The organism is Pseudarthrobacter adonitolis, assembly GCF_055412845.1.
Genome location: NZ_JBVAYW010000013.1, coordinates 57,943 through 74,694 on the forward strand (window position 1 = coordinate 57,943; position 16,752 = coordinate 74,694).

Genomic DNA, 16,752 nt, shown 5'->3' on the forward strand with positions numbered 1-16,752 from the left:
AGTGACCGTTTCGGTCGTAGCATCTGCAGGCGTTCCGAAGATCCGGGTGGCCCGTTGTCGTTCATGACGCACGCCATCCCTCGACGTGTGCTGATCTGTCCAATGCACAGATACCTCGAAGGGTTGCCATCCGAGAAGGAGTGCACCGAGGTGATGACCTCCGTGACCTTCTCCGCGTCAGAAACGTCTCGTCGACCATCCACGCATGCCGGCTCGACTGCGGAGGAGTCCACAGGCGAACGCAGTACGTAGCCGCTCGTCCGTCGTCGCTGACTGGGTGGTCTACCGGAGCAGGTTCCACACGCATCTCATCAGCCTAAGCGCGGGAGACGCGGGTTCGCTTATAGGCGGGGGGCCGTTGGTCCGACGGACCGTTCATGCCCCTGTAATGTCGTGGCAACGACAGTATGGGGGGGGCTAGAAAATGTCACAGTTCAAGTCGCGCCGCCACCGGGGGTGGTGGATCCTACGGGCGATCTTCATTGTCGCCGGCATTCAGGTTCCAGGATCTTTCTAAGGACACTAAGGGCACTTTTGCGGAACGGCTCCGCCGGGCCGAAGGATCTCAGTGGCAGATGAATACGCTGGCGTTCAGCTACGGGCCAATGGCCTTCTGGCAGCGGAACCCCGCCAGGAATTCGAGACCCGCTTCGAAACCTTCCCTGGACTGACTCGGCCGGAGCCGCTGGAGAGCTGAGGCATCACCGTGGCCGGTGAAGATCCCCATCGGTGCGACAGTGCCCTGCGTACGATCGTGAGTATGAGTCGAGTCATCTTCATGTGCGGGCCGGCGGGCTCCGGCAAATCCGCTATTGCTCGTCGCTTGGCGACCGAGGGTATGGTCCGGCTGTCCTTTGACGAAATGGCGTGGCAGATGGGACTCCGTATCATGCCCGTGGAGGAGGGCGTCCGGCGGCAGATCGCGGCGGCGCTTCAGGCCCGCCTCCTGGATCTGGTCATGTCAGGTGCAGATGTTGTTCTCGACTTTTCCTTCTGGTCTAAGAGCATGAGGGAGGATTACCGTCTCCTACTAAGGCCGCTGGGTGTTGAGCCCGAGACCATCTACCTGGCCACGACCCGCGAGGTCGCCCTGGCCCGCGTCCGTGCCCGCATGGCGGGCCACGCGGACGATTTCCGGTTGAGCGCTGAACTGGCTGCCGAATATTTCGACCACTTCGAAGTCCCCACAGCAGAGGAAGGTCCACTCACTGTCATCTCATAGTGGCCCAACGATAGCGTTGATGTGGTCAGGTTCGGCATCAGATATCTACACCGGCAACGCGTTCTAACTCCCGTACCCGAAGCGTTTGACCAGCAGTTCCTCGGCAGGAGCAAAGCCGTACCTGGCATAGAAGGTCTGTGATTCGCCTGAAGGGGAGAGGACGATCCGGGCTGCCTTGATGCTCTGTGAGAACTGAATCGCCGCCTCCAAGAGCTGGCCTCCCACTCCACGGTTGCGATATTCGGCAGCGACGAATGCGTTCCCGAGATACACCCAGCATGTCGACTTCTTGCCGGGTTTAGGCATCCGCTCAAAGACCATGAGATTCAGCATTCCGAAAAGCGTGCCGTCCAGATCTGCGACGAACATGGTGCGCGCGTTATTTTCCTGCCAGGCTCGATAGCCACTCTCGAAGTCCGGATCCTCGGTCGATTCCCCTACTTGCTCTGCAACCCATGCGGCCCGCAGACGGATGAGACCGGGCGTATCAGCGGTGGTTGCCTGGCGAATGATGAGCATCCGCCTACTTTAGCTACCACGGGAGATCCTGTTCCCCGAGCGAACAGAACCGGGGCGAGGTAGGGTCATCCGAGTCGACGAGTTCTCTCAGCTGCGCAGCGGCGGTTCGCGGATCCTTGGACGCGTCAGCCTGCCCCATGTCGGTGGCCAGTTTGCTCGGGTGCACTGCCCAGCAACGGACATGCCACTAAAGGTCCTGAGCCAGCGCGATCGTCAGCATGTTCTGCGCCGCCTTGGAGATCTTGTAGCCATAGCTCGTTGAGCTAAAGCTCAAGGACATGATGGGTTACGCCGTGATCATGATGTTGTGGGTTGGCATCATCTACATCGCCGCCATCCTGCTTGCGAGTACTCCAATTACCCGGTCTTTGATGCCGAAAACCGATCCGGGCCAGCGTGTTTTGTGCGGTCTTTAGGGCAGCACGCTGGCGTTGATGACGTTTCCGCCGTCGGCTGTGACGTAGCAGTCCACGCGCCGGTCGCCCGATTCCCAACTGGTGCCGCTGGGGTAGGCCCGCTGGAAGTTCAGCGTGTACTCGTCGGCTGCCGGCGCCAGCTTGGCCGCCTGGCAGGCCTCCAGGGCCTTGGCTGCGAGAGCCTCCCGGCCCGGATATGAGCCGACGGCGGGGTAGCGGAAGACGGCGACGAGCTGGGCCGAGTGGCCGGTATCGCAGGCCACCACTGTTGACCGCAAGGCCGCGGCGTCAAAGTCCTTGAAGCAGTCGCCTAGCCGGTAGTCCGCTGGCTCCACCCCCTCGCGGGGGAGCGGGAGCGGGGTGGGCAGCGGAGTGGGCGAGGTTTCCACGATCCCCGAGCCGCCGTCGTCGGATGTCTCTGGTGCCCCGGAATCCAGCCACGTGGCGAGCCACACCAGGCCTCCCACCACGCCGAGCAGAACCACCACGAAGAGGGCCTTCAGGAGCTTTGGTACGACCCGCCGGGGCTTCCGGGCCGGGCGCTCCATTGAAGGCGCCGGGACAGCCGCCTGCGGCAACCCCGCGCTGGGCGGAGCGGCGGGTTTGGGCGGGGTGGGGCGAAATTCCTGGTTGTCCATCCGGATACCCTCCTGGGTTTCGCCTCGGGATGCTGCACGCCCCGTGCACTCGGACCGGCAGCTGATGTAGAGACTCTATCCAACAAAAAAGCCGGGAACCCCCGCGCATCGCGGCGGTAAGGGTACCCGACATGGCGTCCGCGCGCACGGGCCGGGGAGCATCGGGCGCGGAAAGCATGTAATCTAGGTGTTACGACAAATTGACCAAACATTCCGGGGCCTCACCGATAGCCAAGGTGACCACCTCCGGTCCGAGTACAAAAGGGGGTCACGCCATGGGGCGCGGCCGTCAAAAGGCAAAAGCTACCAAGCAGGCTCGGGATATTAAGTACTATTCCCCGAACACTGACTATTCGGCCCTTCAGCGCGAGCTCAAAGGTCCGGAAGGTCGTGCCACGAGCCATTTCGCGAATGACCCGGTTGAACCGGACTATTCGGCTTATGTGGATAAGTACGCGGACGATTTGGAAGAAGACGACGACGAGGTAGACACCCGTCGGATCGGCTAGTTGTGGCACGCCGGTTCCGCCGCAAGGTGCCCGGCCCGCGACGCTGCAGTACGGACGCCGCAGTTGTTCGTTAGTACAGCACTTCTCTTCAGCACCCCGGATCCCAGCGGACCCGCGGTGCTGGCCTCAGTTATCAGGCCCGTTGCCTGCGCCGGAACCCGGTGCCGGCGGCGGGCTTTTTGGTGTTGACTGGAGGCGTTGATGCGCTGTGCTGCCCGCGAAAGGACCTCCCATGCCAGGAAACTCCTCATCCCCCACCTACCGTCACGGTGAACCGTGCTGGGCTGACGTCCAGACCCGTGACGTGGCAGCAGCCAAGTCCTTCTACGCAGCGGTGTTCGGGTGGACCTTCAAGGACCTGCCCACGCCCGATGGCCGCAGCTACGCCCAGGCGTTCGTCGGGGAGGATCTGGTGGCCGTGGTGGCGCCGCAGAACCCGCACCAGGAATCACTCGGCACGCACGCCCAATGGAACATCTACTTCGCCGCGGAGGACGCCGGTGCGCTGGCCGAGGAAGTTCCCCACGCGGGAGGCGCAGTGCAGTTCGGCCCTGAGGAAGTGGCGGACACCGGCGTGATGGCGTTTGTGGATCCTCCCGGCGGCGGGACCACCGGCGTGTGGCAGCCCGGGACGCACACAGGCTCCGGCCGGTACAACGAGGCCGGTGCGCTGTCCTGGACGGAGCTGCTGACGCCCGAGCCGCGGGCCGCCGTCGGGTTCTTCCAGCAGCTGTTCGGCCACGAGGTGACCGAGTATCCCCAGGACGACGGCGGGACGTACAGCACGCTGATGGTGAACGGCGCGGAGGTGGCCGGAATAGTCGCGGCCGAAGCGCCTGCCCGGTGGCAGATCTACTTCGGCGTCACCGACGTGGCCGATGCTGTGCGGAAGGCCGTGGCGGCGGGGGCGGAAGTGCTGATCGCGCCCGAGGCTGCTGACGATGAGACGCCCGGCGCCACAGCCACCCTCAAGGACCCGCAGGGCGGTGTGTTCAGCCTGCTGGAGGTTTAGGCGTAGGCGTTGACCAAACGGACGGCGCCGCCGTCGACGCCCTTGGCGCCCTGGACGTAGTCCGGACCAATCTTGAGGATGGAATCCGAGTCCGCGGTGACGGTGCCCATGATCCAGGACGGCACGCCGCGGTCGTTGAGGCGGGCCACGGCGGCGTCGGCAGCTTCGGCGGATACGATGGCCACCATGCCCACGCCGAGGTTCAGCGTGCGCTCCAGGTCGGCCAGCGGCACGTTGCCCAGCTCGGAGACTAGCTTGAAGATGGCCGGAAGCTCCCAGGTGGCGCGGTCCACGGTTGCCACGAGGCCCTGCGGCAGCACGCGGGCCAGGTTGGCGGCCAGGCCGCCGCCGGTGACATGGCTGAAGCCGTGCACGGCGTTGGCGCTATTCACCGGGAAGGCGCGGGCCAGGTCCAGGCAGTCCGCAGCGTAGACGCGGGTGGGCTCCAGCAGTTCCTCGCCCAACGTGCGGCCGAGTTCGGAGACCTGGCGGTCCAGTGCCCAGCTGGCGTGGTTGATGACGCGGCGGACCAGGGAGTAGCCGTTGGAGTGCAGGCCGGAGGAGGCCATGCCAATCACAACGTCGCCAGCGCGGACGCGGTCCGGGCCCAGCAGGTCGGAAGCCTCGACAACACCGGTGGCAGCACCGGCAACATCGTATTCGTGCTCGCCCAGCAGGCCGGGGTGCTCGGCGGTTTCGCCGCCCACCAGGGCGGTGCCGGCGACGGAGCAGGCGGCGGCGATGCCACGGACGATGTCCGCGATGCGCTCCGGAACAACCTTGCCGCAGGCAATGTAATCGGTCATAAAGAGGGGCTCGGCGCCCACCACTACGATGTCGTCAACCACCATACCCACCAGGTCAAAGCCGATGGTGTCGTGGATGTCCATGGCCTGGGCGATGGCAACCTTGGTGCCCACGCCGTCGGTGGACGTGGCCAGCAGCGGGCGCTTGAAGGTCAGCAGACGCGAGACGTCGTACAGGCCGGCGAAGCCGCCCACGCCGCCGATGACGGAGGAATTGTGGGTGGCCTTCACGGCGCCCTTCATCAGCTCCACGGCGCGGTCGCCGGCTTCAACGTCAACACCGGCGGAGGCGTAGGTGATGCCTGCGGGGCTCAGTGGGCTATTGCCGGCGGCGGGGGTTGCGGAAGTCATACGGACTCTTTCTTGTCAGCGCCGGGGGTGGTGGCTTCGTGGTGGATCGCGGGCACGTGGTCTTCTTCGGTGAGCAGGTTCTCGAACTCGGCGTCCGGTCCGGGGTCGCAGCCGGTGGCGCCGGCCTTCTCCGCCGGATCTTCACTATCATCGAAGGAGGACACAGTCAGCGCGGCCGTTGCACCCGGGAGGGCAGAGCGCGACGGCGTGAGGCCGCCGAGGTCGGTGCGCTCCAGGAGGTTCTTGCCCAGTTTGTCCGCGCCCGGGAGCTCGATGGGGTACGTGCCGGTGAAGCAGGCGGTGCAGAGGCGCTCGCGCGGCTGCTTGGTGGCCTTGATCATGCCGTCTTCGGAGACGTACGCGAGGGAATCGGCGCCGATGGCCTGGGAGATTTCCTCGATGGTGGCGCCGTTGGCGATCAGTTCCGCGCGGGAAGCGAAGTCGATGCCGTAGAAGCATGGCCATTTGACCGGCGGGGAGGAGATCTTGATGTGGACGGACGCGGCGCCGGCCTCGCGGAGCATCCGGACGATGGCGCGCTGGGTGTTACCGCGGACGATCGAGTCATCCACCACCACCACGCGCTTGCCGCGGATCACGGACTCGAGGGCGTTCAGCTTGAGCCGGATGCCCAGCTGGCGCAGGGTCTGTGAGGGCTGGATAAACGTGCGGCCCACGTAGGAGTTCTTGACGAAGCCGTGCGCAAAGGGAATGCCTGATTCCTCGGCGTAGCCCACGGCGGCCGGGGTGCCGGACTCCGGAACCGGGATGACGATGTCCGCGTCCTGGGTGTTTTCGCGGGCCAGCTGGCGGCCCATCTCAACACGGGACTCGTACACGGAGCGACCCGCGATGGCGGCGTCCGGACGGGCGAGGTAGACATACTCGAAAACGCAGCCAGCCGGCGTCGCCTCCGCGAAGCGCTTGGAACGCACGCCGTCCTCGTCGATGGCGATGAATTCGCCTTGCTCGATTTCACGGATGAAGCTGGCTCCCACAGTGGCCAGGGCGGACTGCTCCGACGCAACTACCCAGCCGCGTTCCAGCCGGCCCAGGACCAGCGGGCGGATGCCGTAGGTATCGCGTGCTGCGTAGAGGGTGCCTTCGTCCATAAACACGAAGCAGAAGCCGCCCTTGATCTTCGGCAGCAGCTCCATGGCGGTCTGTTCGAGGGTCTTGCCCTCCTCGCCTTCGAGCAGTGCCGTGACCAGGGCGGTGTCCGAGGTGTTGCCCTGCTTCATTTCGCCGCTGAGCTGGCCGCCGTTGCGTTCCATGATCATGGCGTTGAGCTCGGCCGTGTTGGTCAGGTTGCCGTTGTGCGCGAGGGCAACCGTGCCGGTGCTGGTGGCGCCGAGGGTGGGCTGGGCGTTGGCCCAGTGACTGGCTCCGGTGGTGGAGTAGCGGCAGTGTCCCACCGCCAGGTGCCCGGTCAGGGTGTTCAGCGTGGTCTCGTCGAAGACCTGGGAAACGAGGCCCATGTCCTTGTAGACGTTGATCCGCTTGCCGTCACTGGTAGCTATACCAGCCGACTCCTGACCGCGGTGCTGCAATGCATACAGCCCGTAATAGGTAAGTTTTGCTACTTCTTCACCTGGCGCCCAGACCCCGAAAACGCCACAAGCGTCCTGAGGTCCCTTTTCGCCAGGGAGAAGATCATGAGAAAGTTTTCCATCGCCGCGTGCCACTGGTCGATTATCTCACGAGATGCGGTAAGACTTTTCCGCCGCGGCCATTGTGACTGGACCGCAGGCCGGGCGCCTGTGTTTGTGCCTACGGCTGGGTGCCGTCGTCGGGCTCGGAATCCGGGACCGCTTCGACGATGGCGCGTTTCTGGCGTTTGACGCTCCGCCGGTCCAGCAGCAGGGCCACCACGGCGCCCAACACCGCGCCGCCGGCGCCGAACATAACCAGGAAGAAGCCGAACACCGAGCCGCGCTCGAAGGATTCGTCACCGGGGAGACCGTACGCGACGGCGGCAGCCACCGCTGCGCCCACCAGGGCGCCGAGGATGAGGAACGGCACATATTTCGGTGCCCGGCGGACGGTGACCTCGCGGCGCTCAGCGGGGGTTTCTTCAAAAGCCATGCCCTCTAGCCTACTCATCATTGCCGTTGCCCTATCACGTACGGCTGCCAAACAGCCGAAGGGGAGCCGTACGTGATAAGGCATCCGGGTTGGGCGGGGTCAGGGCTGTGACGTCCGGGACAGGATCCAGGTGTTGGTGCCGTCCTGCCGTTCGAAGGTCACGGTGGTGACCAGCGCCTCGATGAGCGCCAGGCCGCGTCCGGACTCCGAATCGTCGTCCGGGGTTCCCGGTTCCAGGGGGCCGAACGGGGGATTGGCGAAGAACGCGCTGACCCGGGCCTGCAGGAGCGTGGGCTGGACGCTGATGTCCACTCCCAGTTCCACCGGTTTCTGCGCCTTGGCCGGTTGCGCGTGCTGGACGATGTTGGACGCGGACTCGATCACCGCCGTCGTAAAGGTCATCTGGTCCATGTCCTGGACGAACGGCGCATCCAGCCACAGGCTGTCGAGGTCGTTATGGACGGATTCGATGGCGTCTTCGGCGGCCAACCCCCGGAAGCTACGGGACGCAAGGGCCTCAGTCATTGCGGAACGCCTCGTCGGCGGAGGCATAGGAAGTCAACACCCGGTCCATGCTGGTCAGCTCCAGCACCATCTTCACCTGCGGCTGGACCGCTGCGATGCGAAGGTCCCCGCCGGCCTGACGGGCGGCTTTGAGGCAGCCGATCAGCGCGCCAAGTCCGGAGGAATCCATAAACGCCGTGTTCTCCAGGTTCACCACGATCCGGGAGGACCCGCCGGCGATCACATCGGTGACGAATTCGCGGAGCTTGGGTGCGGACACCATGTTCAGCCTCCCGTCCGCCTTGACCTCCGCGTACGAATCCTTGACCTCATAACTAAACTCCATCCGGTTTCCTCTCTCCAGCCTCGACGTCCCCAACGGGTTCGTAGCCCTTGTACAAAACAGCCCGGACCAGGATGCTCATGACCACCAAGTCAAAAATAACCCAGCCCACGTTCACCAGCGTGCCAAGCGGCTCGGCCAGTCCCGCGGTCAGGCGGATAATCCCGACGACGGCGGCCACCGCCAGCAGCACGCTCACCACGATCTGGGGGCGGATGAGGCTCCAGCCGGGGCCGCCGCTTTGGCGGGTCTTCGGGGTGACGGCGAACCCGAGGGGGCGGCCGAACCAGACGTTCCGGGCCGCCGTCGAGCACGCCTTGATCCAGGTGGGGAACAGCGCCAGGCTGTACTGCTGGCCGCGCCAGGTGGGGATTCCCCTGCCTGCCACGGCGAACAGCAGCTGGTTGGCGACCATAAACGGGATGAACCGGATGAAAAAGTCCCAGCTGAGGCTGGCGACGGGCAGGACGCCCAGCAGCAGATAAATGATCGGGGCCGCGAAGTAGATGACGGCGGCGTACCCGCTGAGATACGTCCACATGGTGGCGAAGTACATCAGCCGCTGGCCGATCTTCAGGCCCTTCTGGGCCAGCGGGTTCTCGCGGAGCAGCACTTGCATGGTCCCCTGCGCCCAGCGGAGGCGCTGGGTGAGCATGGTCTTGAGGTCCTCGGGCGCCAGGCCATAGGCCAGGATCTCGTGGTGGTAGACACTTTCCCAGCCCATGGCGTGCATTCGCATTGCCGTGGCCATGTCCTCGGTGACCGAAATGGTGGCCAGCGGCATCACCGGCTGGGCTTCATCGTTCCGCTCCACGTTCAGGGAATCCAGGACAGCCTGCACGGATTCCAGTGCGCCCAGCGGCGACCAGTCGCGGGCCGACATACGGTGGACGGCGTCATCGGCCATCACCGGGACGCCGGCGTCACCCACATGGGCGAGTTCCATGGCGGCGATCTCTTCGAGGTCGGCCTGCAGGGCGGACATGTCAGCCTGGACCAGCGTCTGCACGGCGGCGTCCACGCGGCGGCGGACCCGGTACGTGATCTCGCTCAGGGGCTGGCCGGCCGCCAGCTGTGCCTGTGCTTCCAGCGTGGCGGCCTCTACCGCGTCGAGCACTTCGGCCACGAGCGGGGTGTTTATGTCCGCGGATTTGCGTGCCTGGCGGATGGCGGAGCGGGAGGCCGTGAGGGCGCGGCGGATGCTCTTTTCGGTCTCCTTGACGTAGCCCACCAGGCCCAGCTGCATCAGGGCTTCGCGGCGCAGGATGGCGTTGGAGCCGCAGAAGAACGCCGCGTTCCAGCCGTCCTTGCCCTGCTGGATGGGCCCGTAGAACAGGGGCGCCTGGCTGCCGAGTGGATCGTGGGCGGGCACGTTGCTGAAGTACTGCGGCGTCTGGACCAGGGCCACCCGGCGGTTGTTGAAATAGCCCAGGGTCTTTTCCAGGATGTCCGGCTCGGGGATCTGGTCCGCGTCCAGGATCAGCAGGAATTCGCCGTGCGTGACCATCAGGGCGTTGTTCAGGTTGCCGGCCTTGGCATGGCGCGGCACCTTGGCGGTCCAGTCCTCGCTGCGCGTCACATAACCCAGCCCGTGCCCTTCGGCGAGGGCCTTCAGCTCGGGGCGGGCGCCGTCGTCGAGAATCCAGGTACTGTGCGGGTGCCGGATCTTCTGGGCCGCCAGGGCAGTGGCCATGACCATGTCCAGGTCTTCGTTGTACGTGGTGATGAAGACGTCAACGGTGGCATCGTGGGGCGGCGCGGGGGCTCCCTTACGGATCTTGAGCTGCCACACGGTCATCCCGAACAGCATCACGTCGATCAGGCTGTAGGTCTCAGCCACCACCAGTGGCACTGCGATCCACCAGGCATCCCAGTTCAGCGATACCGCCCAGCGCCAGGCCACGTAGTTCAGGCCGAAGATGACGGTCAGGACCACCACCAGGCGGGTCCAGAAGCGCGTCATGCAGCGGCTGGCTCAGGCAGACGGCGGACCACCACGACGGTGACGTCATCCTCAGCGGTTTCGGCCGGCGCCAGGGCCATGATGGCGTCGCTGGCGGACTGCGCGGAAAGCTGGCCGCGGGCGGCGGCGAGCACTGCCTTGGTGAACTGCTCCACCGAGTCGAAGACGTCCAGCACGCCGTCGCTGGCCACCACCAGGGAGTCGCCCGGGGAGAGACTGACGGCGGACTGGGGCCAGGCGGACCCGGCCCAGGCGCCCACAGGGGGCCCGCCGCTGGGAAGACGGTGCGCCGACCCTTCTGCGGTGACGTGCAGCGCAAGTCCATGGCCGGCGTCGACATAGCTGACGACGCCGGAGGCGGCGTCCAGGCGGGCGTGGAAGAGGGTGACAAACGAGCTGGAGGAATTCAGATCCGCCGCGATGGTGGCGCTGGCGGAGGCGAAGGCGGCGTCCAGGTCTTGGCGTTGTCCCGTGGACCGCATCACGGCCCGGACGGTGGCCGCGATGAGGGCGGCCCCCATGCCCTTGCCCATGGCATCGGCGAACGTCAGGTGTAGGCCCTCTGGCGTGCGGTACCAGTCGTAGAAGTCACCGCCCACGCTGCGGGAGGGGCGGAAGACGCCGGCGACATCGTACCCGTCTACCCGGACGTCCTCCTGGGGCAGCAGGCTCTGCTGGACCTCGGTGGCGCGTTCCACCTCGCTCGCCACGGCTGTGTCCGCGGCGGACGGCTGCCAGCGGCGGAACAGGGCGTTGATCCTGGATTGGAGTTCGCGGGGACTGAACGGCTTGCTGATGTAGTCATCGGCGCCGTTGTCCAGACCCGTGAGCTTGTCCAGTTCGTCGGCGCGGGCTGTGAGCATCACGATGAAGGCATCGGAGAATTCACGCAGGAGTTTGCAGACTTCCAGCCCGTCCACGTCCGGGAGGTTCAGGTCCAGTGTGATGAGATCCGGCTTGGCGCGGCGGACCTCCTCCACTCCGGGCAGGCCGGCCTCGGCCTGGGTGACCTCAAAACCCTGCTTGACCAGGATCCGGACAAGGAGGCCACGGATGTCCGGATCGTCCTCAATTACAACGGCACGGCGCGGTTCGGGCATGAAAGGCATGACTCTACTTCTACCGTATTAGGCCCCGTGAAGCATTTCATAGACCTGACAAAGAAGGTTGACAGTCGGTGCAGCACCGGGCATTCCGGGGCGGGCGGCCATGGCGTGGCCCGGTATTGCCGGAATACTTGCCTGCCCTTGATGGGACCTTGAGGCTCCTTGGCCAGACTCGAAGGACCAGCTATGAAGGAACATGCGGATTGCCGGAGGACGGTGCAGGAGTTATGGAACCAACGGAATCCGTCAGGCTGCCGGGCAGGCTGGCACGCTCGTGGCGGCGCTTGAAGCAGGGCCGCCGCCCGCGAAGCACCTTTCACTACCTGAGCCATTCCTGGAAACTCCGCTCACTGTCCCGCTCGCTGGCCCAAGCCCTGGGTGAGTCCTGGGAGGCCTCGAGCTGGCCGGGGGACCGGCTGGCCGTCGGCGTCGAGCTCTCGGAAAAAGTCGAACAGCTGACCCGCCTCCTCAACCGCGAGACGGAACTTCACGGCCGCCTGGCGTCGCTCGCAAAAGCCGTTCCCTGCTGACCCGTTCCGTGCCACACTGGAGGACAATCAAGTGGCTGGGGGATACCAGGTCAGGAGATTGCCGTGCATTGGTACACAGGGTGGGCTTACCTCTTAGCTGGGCTCTTGACCATGGACACGCTGCTGCTGGTCTTATGGCTGATGGACAAAGACTGGCCCAAACACTGGCGGAAGAAGCCCTGACTGAGCGCAGGCTCCGCCTGCTGGTCCCGCGTCAGCGCAGGTCCAGGCGCATCAGGACGCGCGGGAATCCGTTGAGCACCGAATCCGTATCAGCGGCCTTGACGAACCCGGCCTTCTCGAAGAGCTTGCGCGTGCCCACGTAGGCCATGGTGAGATCCACTTTCCTGCCGCCGTTATCCACCGGGTAGCCCTCAACCGCGGGCGCACCGTAGCTGCGGGCCAGCTCCACGGCACCTTTGAGCAGGTGATGGGAGATGCCTTTGCCGCGGTAACCGGGCCTGACCCGAATGCACCACACACACCAAACGTCCAGGTCATCCACGTGCGGGATCCTGCGGTTGCGGGCAAAGCTGGTGTCGGCGCGCGGGTGGACAGCCGCCCACCCAACTACCTCGTCGCCGTCGTACGCCAGAACCCCTGGTGGAGGATCCTGCGCCACCAGTTCCTTCACCAGGTCGCCGCGGGCCGTCCCGCGCAGCTCAAGGTTCTGTTTGGACGGAATGCGGTAGCTCAGGCACCAGCAGACGTTGGCATCGGGCCGCTTAGGGCCAACCAGCGTTTTGACGTCCTCGAACAGCGTTCCCGGACGGACTTCGATCGCCATGCCTGACTCCCGATTGGTGGGCTACCTGTGCCCAGCCAGACTAGACCCCCAAGGACTCCCTGAGAGCAGCGACGTGGCCCTGCGCCTTGACCTGGTACTGCGCAAGCGCCACGTTGCCGTCGGGGTCCACCACCACGGTGGAGCGGACGAGGCCTTCGACGATCTCGCCGTTGACCAGCTTTTCGCCCCATGCGCCGTAGGCGAGGGCTACTGCGTGGTCCTCGTCGGAGAGCAGCGGGAAAGTCAGGTTAAAGTCGCCGGTGAAATCGGCCAGCTTCTCCGGGGCGTCGGGGGAGATGCCCAGGACTTCGTAGTGGGAGCCTTGCAGGGATGAGAGGCTGTCGCGGAAATCGCAGGCCTCTGTGGTGCAGCCGGGGGTTGCCGCCGCCGGGTAGAAGTACACGATGACGTTCTTTCCGCGGTAGTCGGCCAGGGAGGTTTCCTTGCCCTCGGCGTCCTGCAGCGTGAAATCGGGGGCCTGGGTACCTGGCTGAAGTTTGATGGTCAGTTGGGGGCTCATGGCATTCCTTTGGGAGACTCTGATGGCAAAAGGCAGGAAACCAGTGAATCGGCTTTCCACTTTGAACAACAACTCCGGCGTCATTTGAAGTATTCCGGCTGGTCCAGGGCCGGGACGTCTACAGGGGACATTGTCCAGTTCCGCGAAGGTCCGGGCGGTCCATTGACTTGAGGCGCCGTATGGATACCGTTAGAGATGCACCTTGTTGGTCTCCGCACTTCGTCGCCGCCTGCCGGCATCCACTCACAACCGCTTGGTCCCAGCCCCAAGCGCCCGCCGAAAATGATCCCTAGGCTGTGTCCCCATGACCGCAAATTTCATCAGAGCTCTGGCCGTTAAATCCTTTGATGTTCCGGATAAAAAGCGGTGTCCGGATAAGGCCGAGTTCGATCTCGTCACGGTCGATGACTACTCCGTGGCCCGCCTTATCCTCGCTCCCGGCTGGCGCTGGTCCGAGTCCGCCAAGCCCATGGAACTGACGGACTTCTGCGAGCACAACCACCTCGGCTACTGTGTCTCCGGCAGCCTGGAGATTCAAACGTCCGACGGCGTGAGGTCCACCATCCATGCCCATGACACCTATGCGCTGCCTCCCGGGCATGATGAGTGGGTGGTTGGGTCCGAGCCGTTCGTCGCCATTGAATTCCTGGGGGCGGCGTCCTTCGGCCGGCCGCGGAGCAGGGGACTGCACGCGCTGATTTGAGCGGGAGCTGATCTACTCAGGAGCCGGGCCTAAAGGGCGACGGCGGTCTCCGCGCGCATGATCCGCTTGAGCCTGGCCACAACCTCGGCCGGCGGGGAGTCCGCTTCGAGCTGGACGAAGCCCGGGTATTCGGGCATGGAGCGGTAGGCGTCGCGCAGGTCCATCAGGTCAGCCAGCGTCTCCGAATCGGTGCCGCGGGCCACGATGCGCTCGTGTGCCAATCCAGGCTCAACGTCCAGGTGCACCACTGCGTCAGGTTCCGGCAGGGACGAAATCAGCCAGGGGAGCAGGCGGCCGCGCGGCAGACCTTTGGCGGTACGCAGGGCCAGCTGGCAGTGGAGGTGCCGGTCCATCACCACCAGTCCGTTGAAACGGCTGGCCCGGGCATGGGACACAAGCACGTTGGCCACGCGGAGGGTGGTCTCCACGGCGTCGGCAAGGCGCCGCGGCCAGCGGATGCCCCACCGTTCAGCCAGCACGGACATGCTCCGCCGGCCGGCGTGGTTGCTGAGCAGCAGGGCGTTTTGGCCGTCAGCCTGGGCCGCATCTACCAAGGCGTGGGCGGCTGTGGATTTTCCTGATCCGTCGATTCCGGTTAAGACAATGAGCACATGGCCTCCTTTCGCCAATGTTTTTAACGGAAGGGAGCGCGTGATCGTCCCATCATGAGGCGGAGGTCACACTAAACTGACGTCCGGACGGCGCATGCAAAGGGCCGGCAGCGACACCAGGGGAATGGGGATCTTCGATGCAGTTAGCCCAGCTTGCCGCGATTACCGTGTGCGTACTTTTGGCCGCGCTCGCCGTTTTTCAGGCAGCCCTGGTTGCGGGAGCACGGCTGGGAAGGTTCGCGTGGGGCGGCCAGCACATCGTCCTGCCGGCCAAGCTGCGGATCGGCAGCACCATCTCGATCATCCTTTATGTCCTCTTCGCTTATGTTGCGCTGGCCAACGCTGGCATGGCGGCTCCGCTGGCGAACCAGAGCTTCACGGACGTCTTCTGTTGGGTGTTGACGGCCTATTTCGCGGTGGGCATCGTGCTGAATGGAATCTCCCGCAGCAAGCCGGAACGCCGGGTCATGACACCCACAGTGGTTATCCTGACAGCCCTCTACCTGATTCTGTCCCTGAACTAGGGCCGGCACAGGAGATGCCAAAGGCCGTGGTGAGGGCGAAACCGCGGGTCCTGGCGAGGGAGGAACGGAGCACCAGCGCCGTGTCGATGCCCGGAACCAGCGCTAGGAGTCCGGCCAAGGCCGAACGAGAGCAGTGACCGAAAGAGATCCACGAGCCAAGGATAAGCCGACGACGGCGGCCAAACGGCCGCCGTCGAACGTTAACGCAAGAGGCGCCTTAGCTGCAGAACTTCGTGAAGGCGGCGCCGGCTTCCTGGTACTCAGCCTCCAGCCCGGTGAGCTTGGCCTCGTCCGGGGCTTCCTTGGCGGACTCATCGGTGAACTTGATGATGGACCCGAGCGCAGGCTTGAGGTCATCCGATGCCACAGCTTCGATGGGCCGGATCTGGTTGGCGAGACGCACCAGGCCGGTCTTACCCACGTTGTTCGCGGGGTTCGACAGGACAGCCTTGACGCGGTCGCAGGTTTCGGTGGTGGAAAGTTTGGTGGGAGTTGTGCATGCCGAAGCGGAAAGCACGAGGCCGGCGGCGATCAGGGCGGTGGCGAGTTTCTTCATGGGTCCCTCAGTAGTTGATTGAGGTTTCGATTGTAAGCAGAGACCGCGGCAGCTTGCCGATCCGGGGGCTCAGGAGGGCGGAGTGTGACCGCGCAAGGAGGGGGCTCCGGACTCTGGCGGGCCGGTTCTCACGGTGCATAGACCGGCAGGATAATCGTGCGGGCCTGCCGCAGGTTGGTCCGTGCGGATCACCCAAATTCAAGGAAAGTACAGTGCCGTGCCGCCATTGGGTTCATTGCACTCATGGGGCTGTTGGCACCTGTCCTCCCGGCGTCCGCTTCGCCGCCGGCAGACTCAGTCATTGTGCTCGAGGGCGCCACGTCCGCCGAGGGGATCACGGCCGGTAGGGGAACCACCTTCTACGCCGGCGACCTGGCACTCGGAGACATTTACCGCGGCGACATCCGTGAAGGAAAGGCTCGGTTGTTCATCGACGCATCGGACTTTGATTCGCAGCCCAGGGCCGCCGTCGGTATGAAGGCCGATACCCGCAACAATCTGCTGTTTGTAGCGGGCGGCGGCACCGGCAAGGCCTTCGTGTACAACACCGAATCGGGCGAGCCCGTTGAGGATTTCACGCTCGCTCCTGGTTTCATCAACGACTGAGCGGGCCCGCTTCTGAGCTGACTGGTCCCTTCAACCTCAACGGCATCGCAGCCGCCGAAAACGGCCGTGTCCTGATCGTGGCTCACTCGAACAACAAGGCCCTCTACACCGTTGATCCTGAGACTGGCGACAGCGCGGTTATCGCGGGCGTGGAGGTGGAGAACGTTGACGGCATCCTGGTCCGCGGCCGGACGGTCTGGGCTGTGCAGAACTTCTTGAACCAGATCAGCCGCATCAGGCTCTCCGGCGATCTGTCCTCCGGCGAGGTCAAGGAAGTCATCACCAGCAAGTACTTCGATGTTCCCACCACCATTGCGAGGTTCGGGAACACACTGGCTGCCGTGAATGCGCAGTTCCAACAGCCCGCCAGTCCCCATGAAGTGGTGTTGGTGCCGGCCCGCAATTAGGCCGCCTACGTAAGGCACCACAGGTAAGGACGGT

22 protein-coding genes are annotated in these 16,752 nt (G+C 64.7%); 9 read left to right on the top strand and 13 right to left on the bottom strand.

The window, feature by feature from the left end; translation table 11 throughout:
• Positions 1 to 760 precede the first annotated feature (760 nt).
• Positions 761 to 1,222: a P-loop nucleotide/nucleoside kinase family protein gene (locus ACZYZ4_RS13540; RefSeq protein ID WP_463861647.1), complete on the top strand. Its 462-nt coding sequence runs from the start codon at positions 761 to 763 to the stop codon at positions 1,220 to 1,222.
• Between the two features lie 63 nt (positions 1,223 to 1,285).
• Here ACZYZ4_RS13540 and ACZYZ4_RS13545 read toward each other — a convergent pair whose 3' ends face one another.
• Positions 1,286 to 1,741: a GNAT family N-acetyltransferase gene (locus tag ACZYZ4_RS13545; RefSeq protein WP_463861649.1), complete on the bottom strand. Its 456-nt coding sequence runs from the start codon at positions 1,739 to 1,741 to the stop codon at positions 1,286 to 1,288.
• 278 nt (positions 1,742 to 2,019) lie between these two features.
• On the opposite strand from ACZYZ4_RS13545, the gene ACZYZ4_RS13550 reads away from it, so the two are divergent.
• Positions 2,020 to 2,157: a hypothetical protein gene (locus ACZYZ4_RS13550; RefSeq protein WP_463861651.1), complete on the top strand. Its 138-nt coding sequence runs from the start codon at positions 2,020 to 2,022 to the stop codon at positions 2,155 to 2,157.
• Here ACZYZ4_RS13550 and ACZYZ4_RS13555 read toward each other — a convergent pair.
• Positions 2,154 to 2,795 (bottom strand): septum formation family protein, encoded by a 642-nt coding sequence (locus tag ACZYZ4_RS13555; RefSeq protein ID WP_463861653.1) that lies wholly within the window; start codon positions 2,793 to 2,795, stop codon positions 2,154 to 2,156. The genes ACZYZ4_RS13550 and ACZYZ4_RS13555 overlap by 4 nt on opposite strands.
• Before the next feature lie 275 nt (positions 2,796 to 3,070).
• Here ACZYZ4_RS13555 and ACZYZ4_RS13560 point away from each other — a divergent pair, with 275 nt between their 5' ends.
• Positions 3,071 to 3,304 carry a DUF3073 domain-containing protein gene (locus ACZYZ4_RS13560; protein ID WP_463861731.1) on the top strand — a complete coding sequence of 78 codons (234 nt, stop codon included), beginning with the start codon at positions 3,071 to 3,073 and terminating at the stop codon, positions 3,302 to 3,304.
• A 232-nt stretch (positions 3,305 to 3,536) separates the two neighbouring features.
• Entirely contained in the window at positions 3,537 to 4,316 is a 780-nt protein-coding gene (locus ACZYZ4_RS13565; protein ID WP_463861655.1) for a VOC family protein, read from the top strand.
• Here ACZYZ4_RS13565 and purM read toward each other — a convergent pair.
• The 7 genes from purM to ACZYZ4_RS13600 all read right to left on the bottom strand — a co-directional run bounded on the left by purM (position 4,313) and on the right by ACZYZ4_RS13600 (position 11,477).
• Positions 4,313 to 5,473, bottom strand: a complete 1,161-nt coding sequence (purM, locus tag ACZYZ4_RS13570; RefSeq protein ID WP_463861657.1) for a phosphoribosylformylglycinamidine cyclo-ligase — start codon at positions 5,471 to 5,473, stop codon at positions 4,313 to 4,315. The two genes, ACZYZ4_RS13565 and purM, sit on opposite strands and share 4 nt — an antisense overlap.
• Entirely contained in the window at positions 5,470 to 7,158 is a 1,689-nt protein-coding gene (gene purF, locus ACZYZ4_RS13575) for an amidophosphoribosyltransferase (protein ID WP_463861659.1), read from the bottom strand. Before purF ends, purM begins: the two co-directional genes overlap by 4 nt.
• 85 nt (positions 7,159 to 7,243) lie before the next feature.
• On the bottom strand, positions 7,244 to 7,558 hold the full coding sequence (locus ACZYZ4_RS13580) for a hypothetical protein (protein ID WP_463861661.1): 315 nt from the start codon (positions 7,556 to 7,558) through the stop codon (positions 7,244 to 7,246).
• A gap of 99 nt (positions 7,559 to 7,657) precedes the next feature.
• The gene (locus ACZYZ4_RS13585) at positions 7,658 to 8,083 is read right to left on the bottom strand and encodes an ATP-binding protein (RefSeq protein ID WP_463861663.1); all 426 of its coding nucleotides are present in this window, start codon (positions 8,081 to 8,083) and stop codon (positions 7,658 to 7,660) included.
• Complete coding sequence (locus ACZYZ4_RS13590) at positions 8,076 to 8,408, bottom strand: STAS domain-containing protein (RefSeq protein WP_104061561.1); 333 nt, start codon at positions 8,406 to 8,408, stop codon at positions 8,076 to 8,078. The genes ACZYZ4_RS13585 and ACZYZ4_RS13590 overlap by 8 nt, the downstream gene beginning before the upstream one ends.
• On the bottom strand, positions 8,398 to 10,368 hold the full coding sequence (locus ACZYZ4_RS13595; RefSeq protein ID WP_463861664.1) for a glycosyltransferase family 2 protein: 1,971 nt from the start codon (positions 10,366 to 10,368) through the stop codon (positions 8,398 to 8,400). Before ACZYZ4_RS13595 ends, ACZYZ4_RS13590 begins: the two co-directional genes overlap by 11 nt.
• On the bottom strand, positions 10,365 to 11,477 hold the full coding sequence (locus ACZYZ4_RS13600) for a PP2C family protein-serine/threonine phosphatase (protein ID WP_463861666.1): 1,113 nt from the start codon (positions 11,475 to 11,477) through the stop codon (positions 10,365 to 10,367). Before ACZYZ4_RS13600 ends, ACZYZ4_RS13595 begins: the two co-directional genes overlap by 4 nt.
• 224 nt (positions 11,478 to 11,701) lie before the next feature.
• On the opposite strand from ACZYZ4_RS13600, the gene ACZYZ4_RS13605 reads away from it, so the two are divergent.
• Positions 11,702 to 12,004 (top strand): hypothetical protein, encoded by a 303-nt coding sequence (locus tag ACZYZ4_RS13605; RefSeq protein WP_463861668.1) that lies wholly within the window; start codon positions 11,702 to 11,704, stop codon positions 12,002 to 12,004.
• Positions 12,005 to 12,218: 214 nt separating this feature from the next.
• Here ACZYZ4_RS13605 and ACZYZ4_RS13610 read toward each other — a convergent pair whose 3' ends face one another.
• A complete protein-coding gene (locus ACZYZ4_RS13610; RefSeq protein ID WP_463861669.1) occupies positions 12,219 to 12,791 on the bottom strand; it encodes a GNAT family N-acetyltransferase in 573 nt (190 codons plus the stop codon).
• A 40-nt stretch (positions 12,792 to 12,831) separates the two neighbouring features.
• Positions 12,832 to 13,311: a thioredoxin-dependent thiol peroxidase gene (gene bcp, locus ACZYZ4_RS13615; protein WP_463861671.1), complete on the bottom strand. Its 480-nt coding sequence runs from the start codon at positions 13,309 to 13,311 to the stop codon at positions 12,832 to 12,834.
• A 304-nt stretch (positions 13,312 to 13,615) separates the two neighbouring features.
• On the opposite strand from bcp, the gene ACZYZ4_RS13620 reads away from it, so the two are divergent.
• Positions 13,616 to 14,014 (top strand): cupin domain-containing protein, encoded by a 399-nt coding sequence (locus ACZYZ4_RS13620; protein ID WP_463861673.1) that lies wholly within the window; start codon positions 13,616 to 13,618, stop codon positions 14,012 to 14,014.
• 29 nt (positions 14,015 to 14,043) lie between these two features.
• Here the strand turns inward: ACZYZ4_RS13620 and ACZYZ4_RS13625 are convergent, their stop codons facing one another.
• Positions 14,044 to 14,625 (bottom strand): dTMP kinase, encoded by a 582-nt coding sequence (locus ACZYZ4_RS13625; protein WP_463861675.1) that lies wholly within the window; start codon positions 14,623 to 14,625, stop codon positions 14,044 to 14,046.
• A gap of 137 nt (positions 14,626 to 14,762) precedes the next feature.
• Between ACZYZ4_RS13625 and ACZYZ4_RS13630 the strand changes: the two genes are divergently transcribed.
• Positions 14,763 to 15,149, top strand: a complete 387-nt coding sequence (locus tag ACZYZ4_RS13630) for a hypothetical protein (RefSeq protein ID WP_463861677.1) — start codon at positions 14,763 to 14,765, stop codon at positions 15,147 to 15,149.
• Between the two features lie 217 nt (positions 15,150 to 15,366).
• On the opposite strand, the gene ACZYZ4_RS13635 is transcribed toward ACZYZ4_RS13630, so the two are convergent.
• Positions 15,367 to 15,705: a hypothetical protein gene (locus ACZYZ4_RS13635; protein WP_463861679.1), complete on the bottom strand. Its 339-nt coding sequence runs from the start codon at positions 15,703 to 15,705 to the stop codon at positions 15,367 to 15,369.
• Positions 15,706 to 15,948: 243 nt separating this feature from the next.
• Between ACZYZ4_RS13635 and ACZYZ4_RS13640 the strand changes: the two genes are divergently transcribed.
• Positions 15,949 to 16,311: a hypothetical protein gene (locus ACZYZ4_RS13640; protein ID WP_463861680.1), complete on the top strand. Its 363-nt coding sequence runs from the start codon at positions 15,949 to 15,951 to the stop codon at positions 16,309 to 16,311.
• 77 nt (positions 16,312 to 16,388) lie between these two features.
• Entirely contained in the window at positions 16,389 to 16,718 is a 330-nt protein-coding gene (locus ACZYZ4_RS13645; protein WP_463861681.1) for a hypothetical protein, read from the top strand.
• Positions 16,719 to 16,752 lie beyond the last annotated feature (34 nt).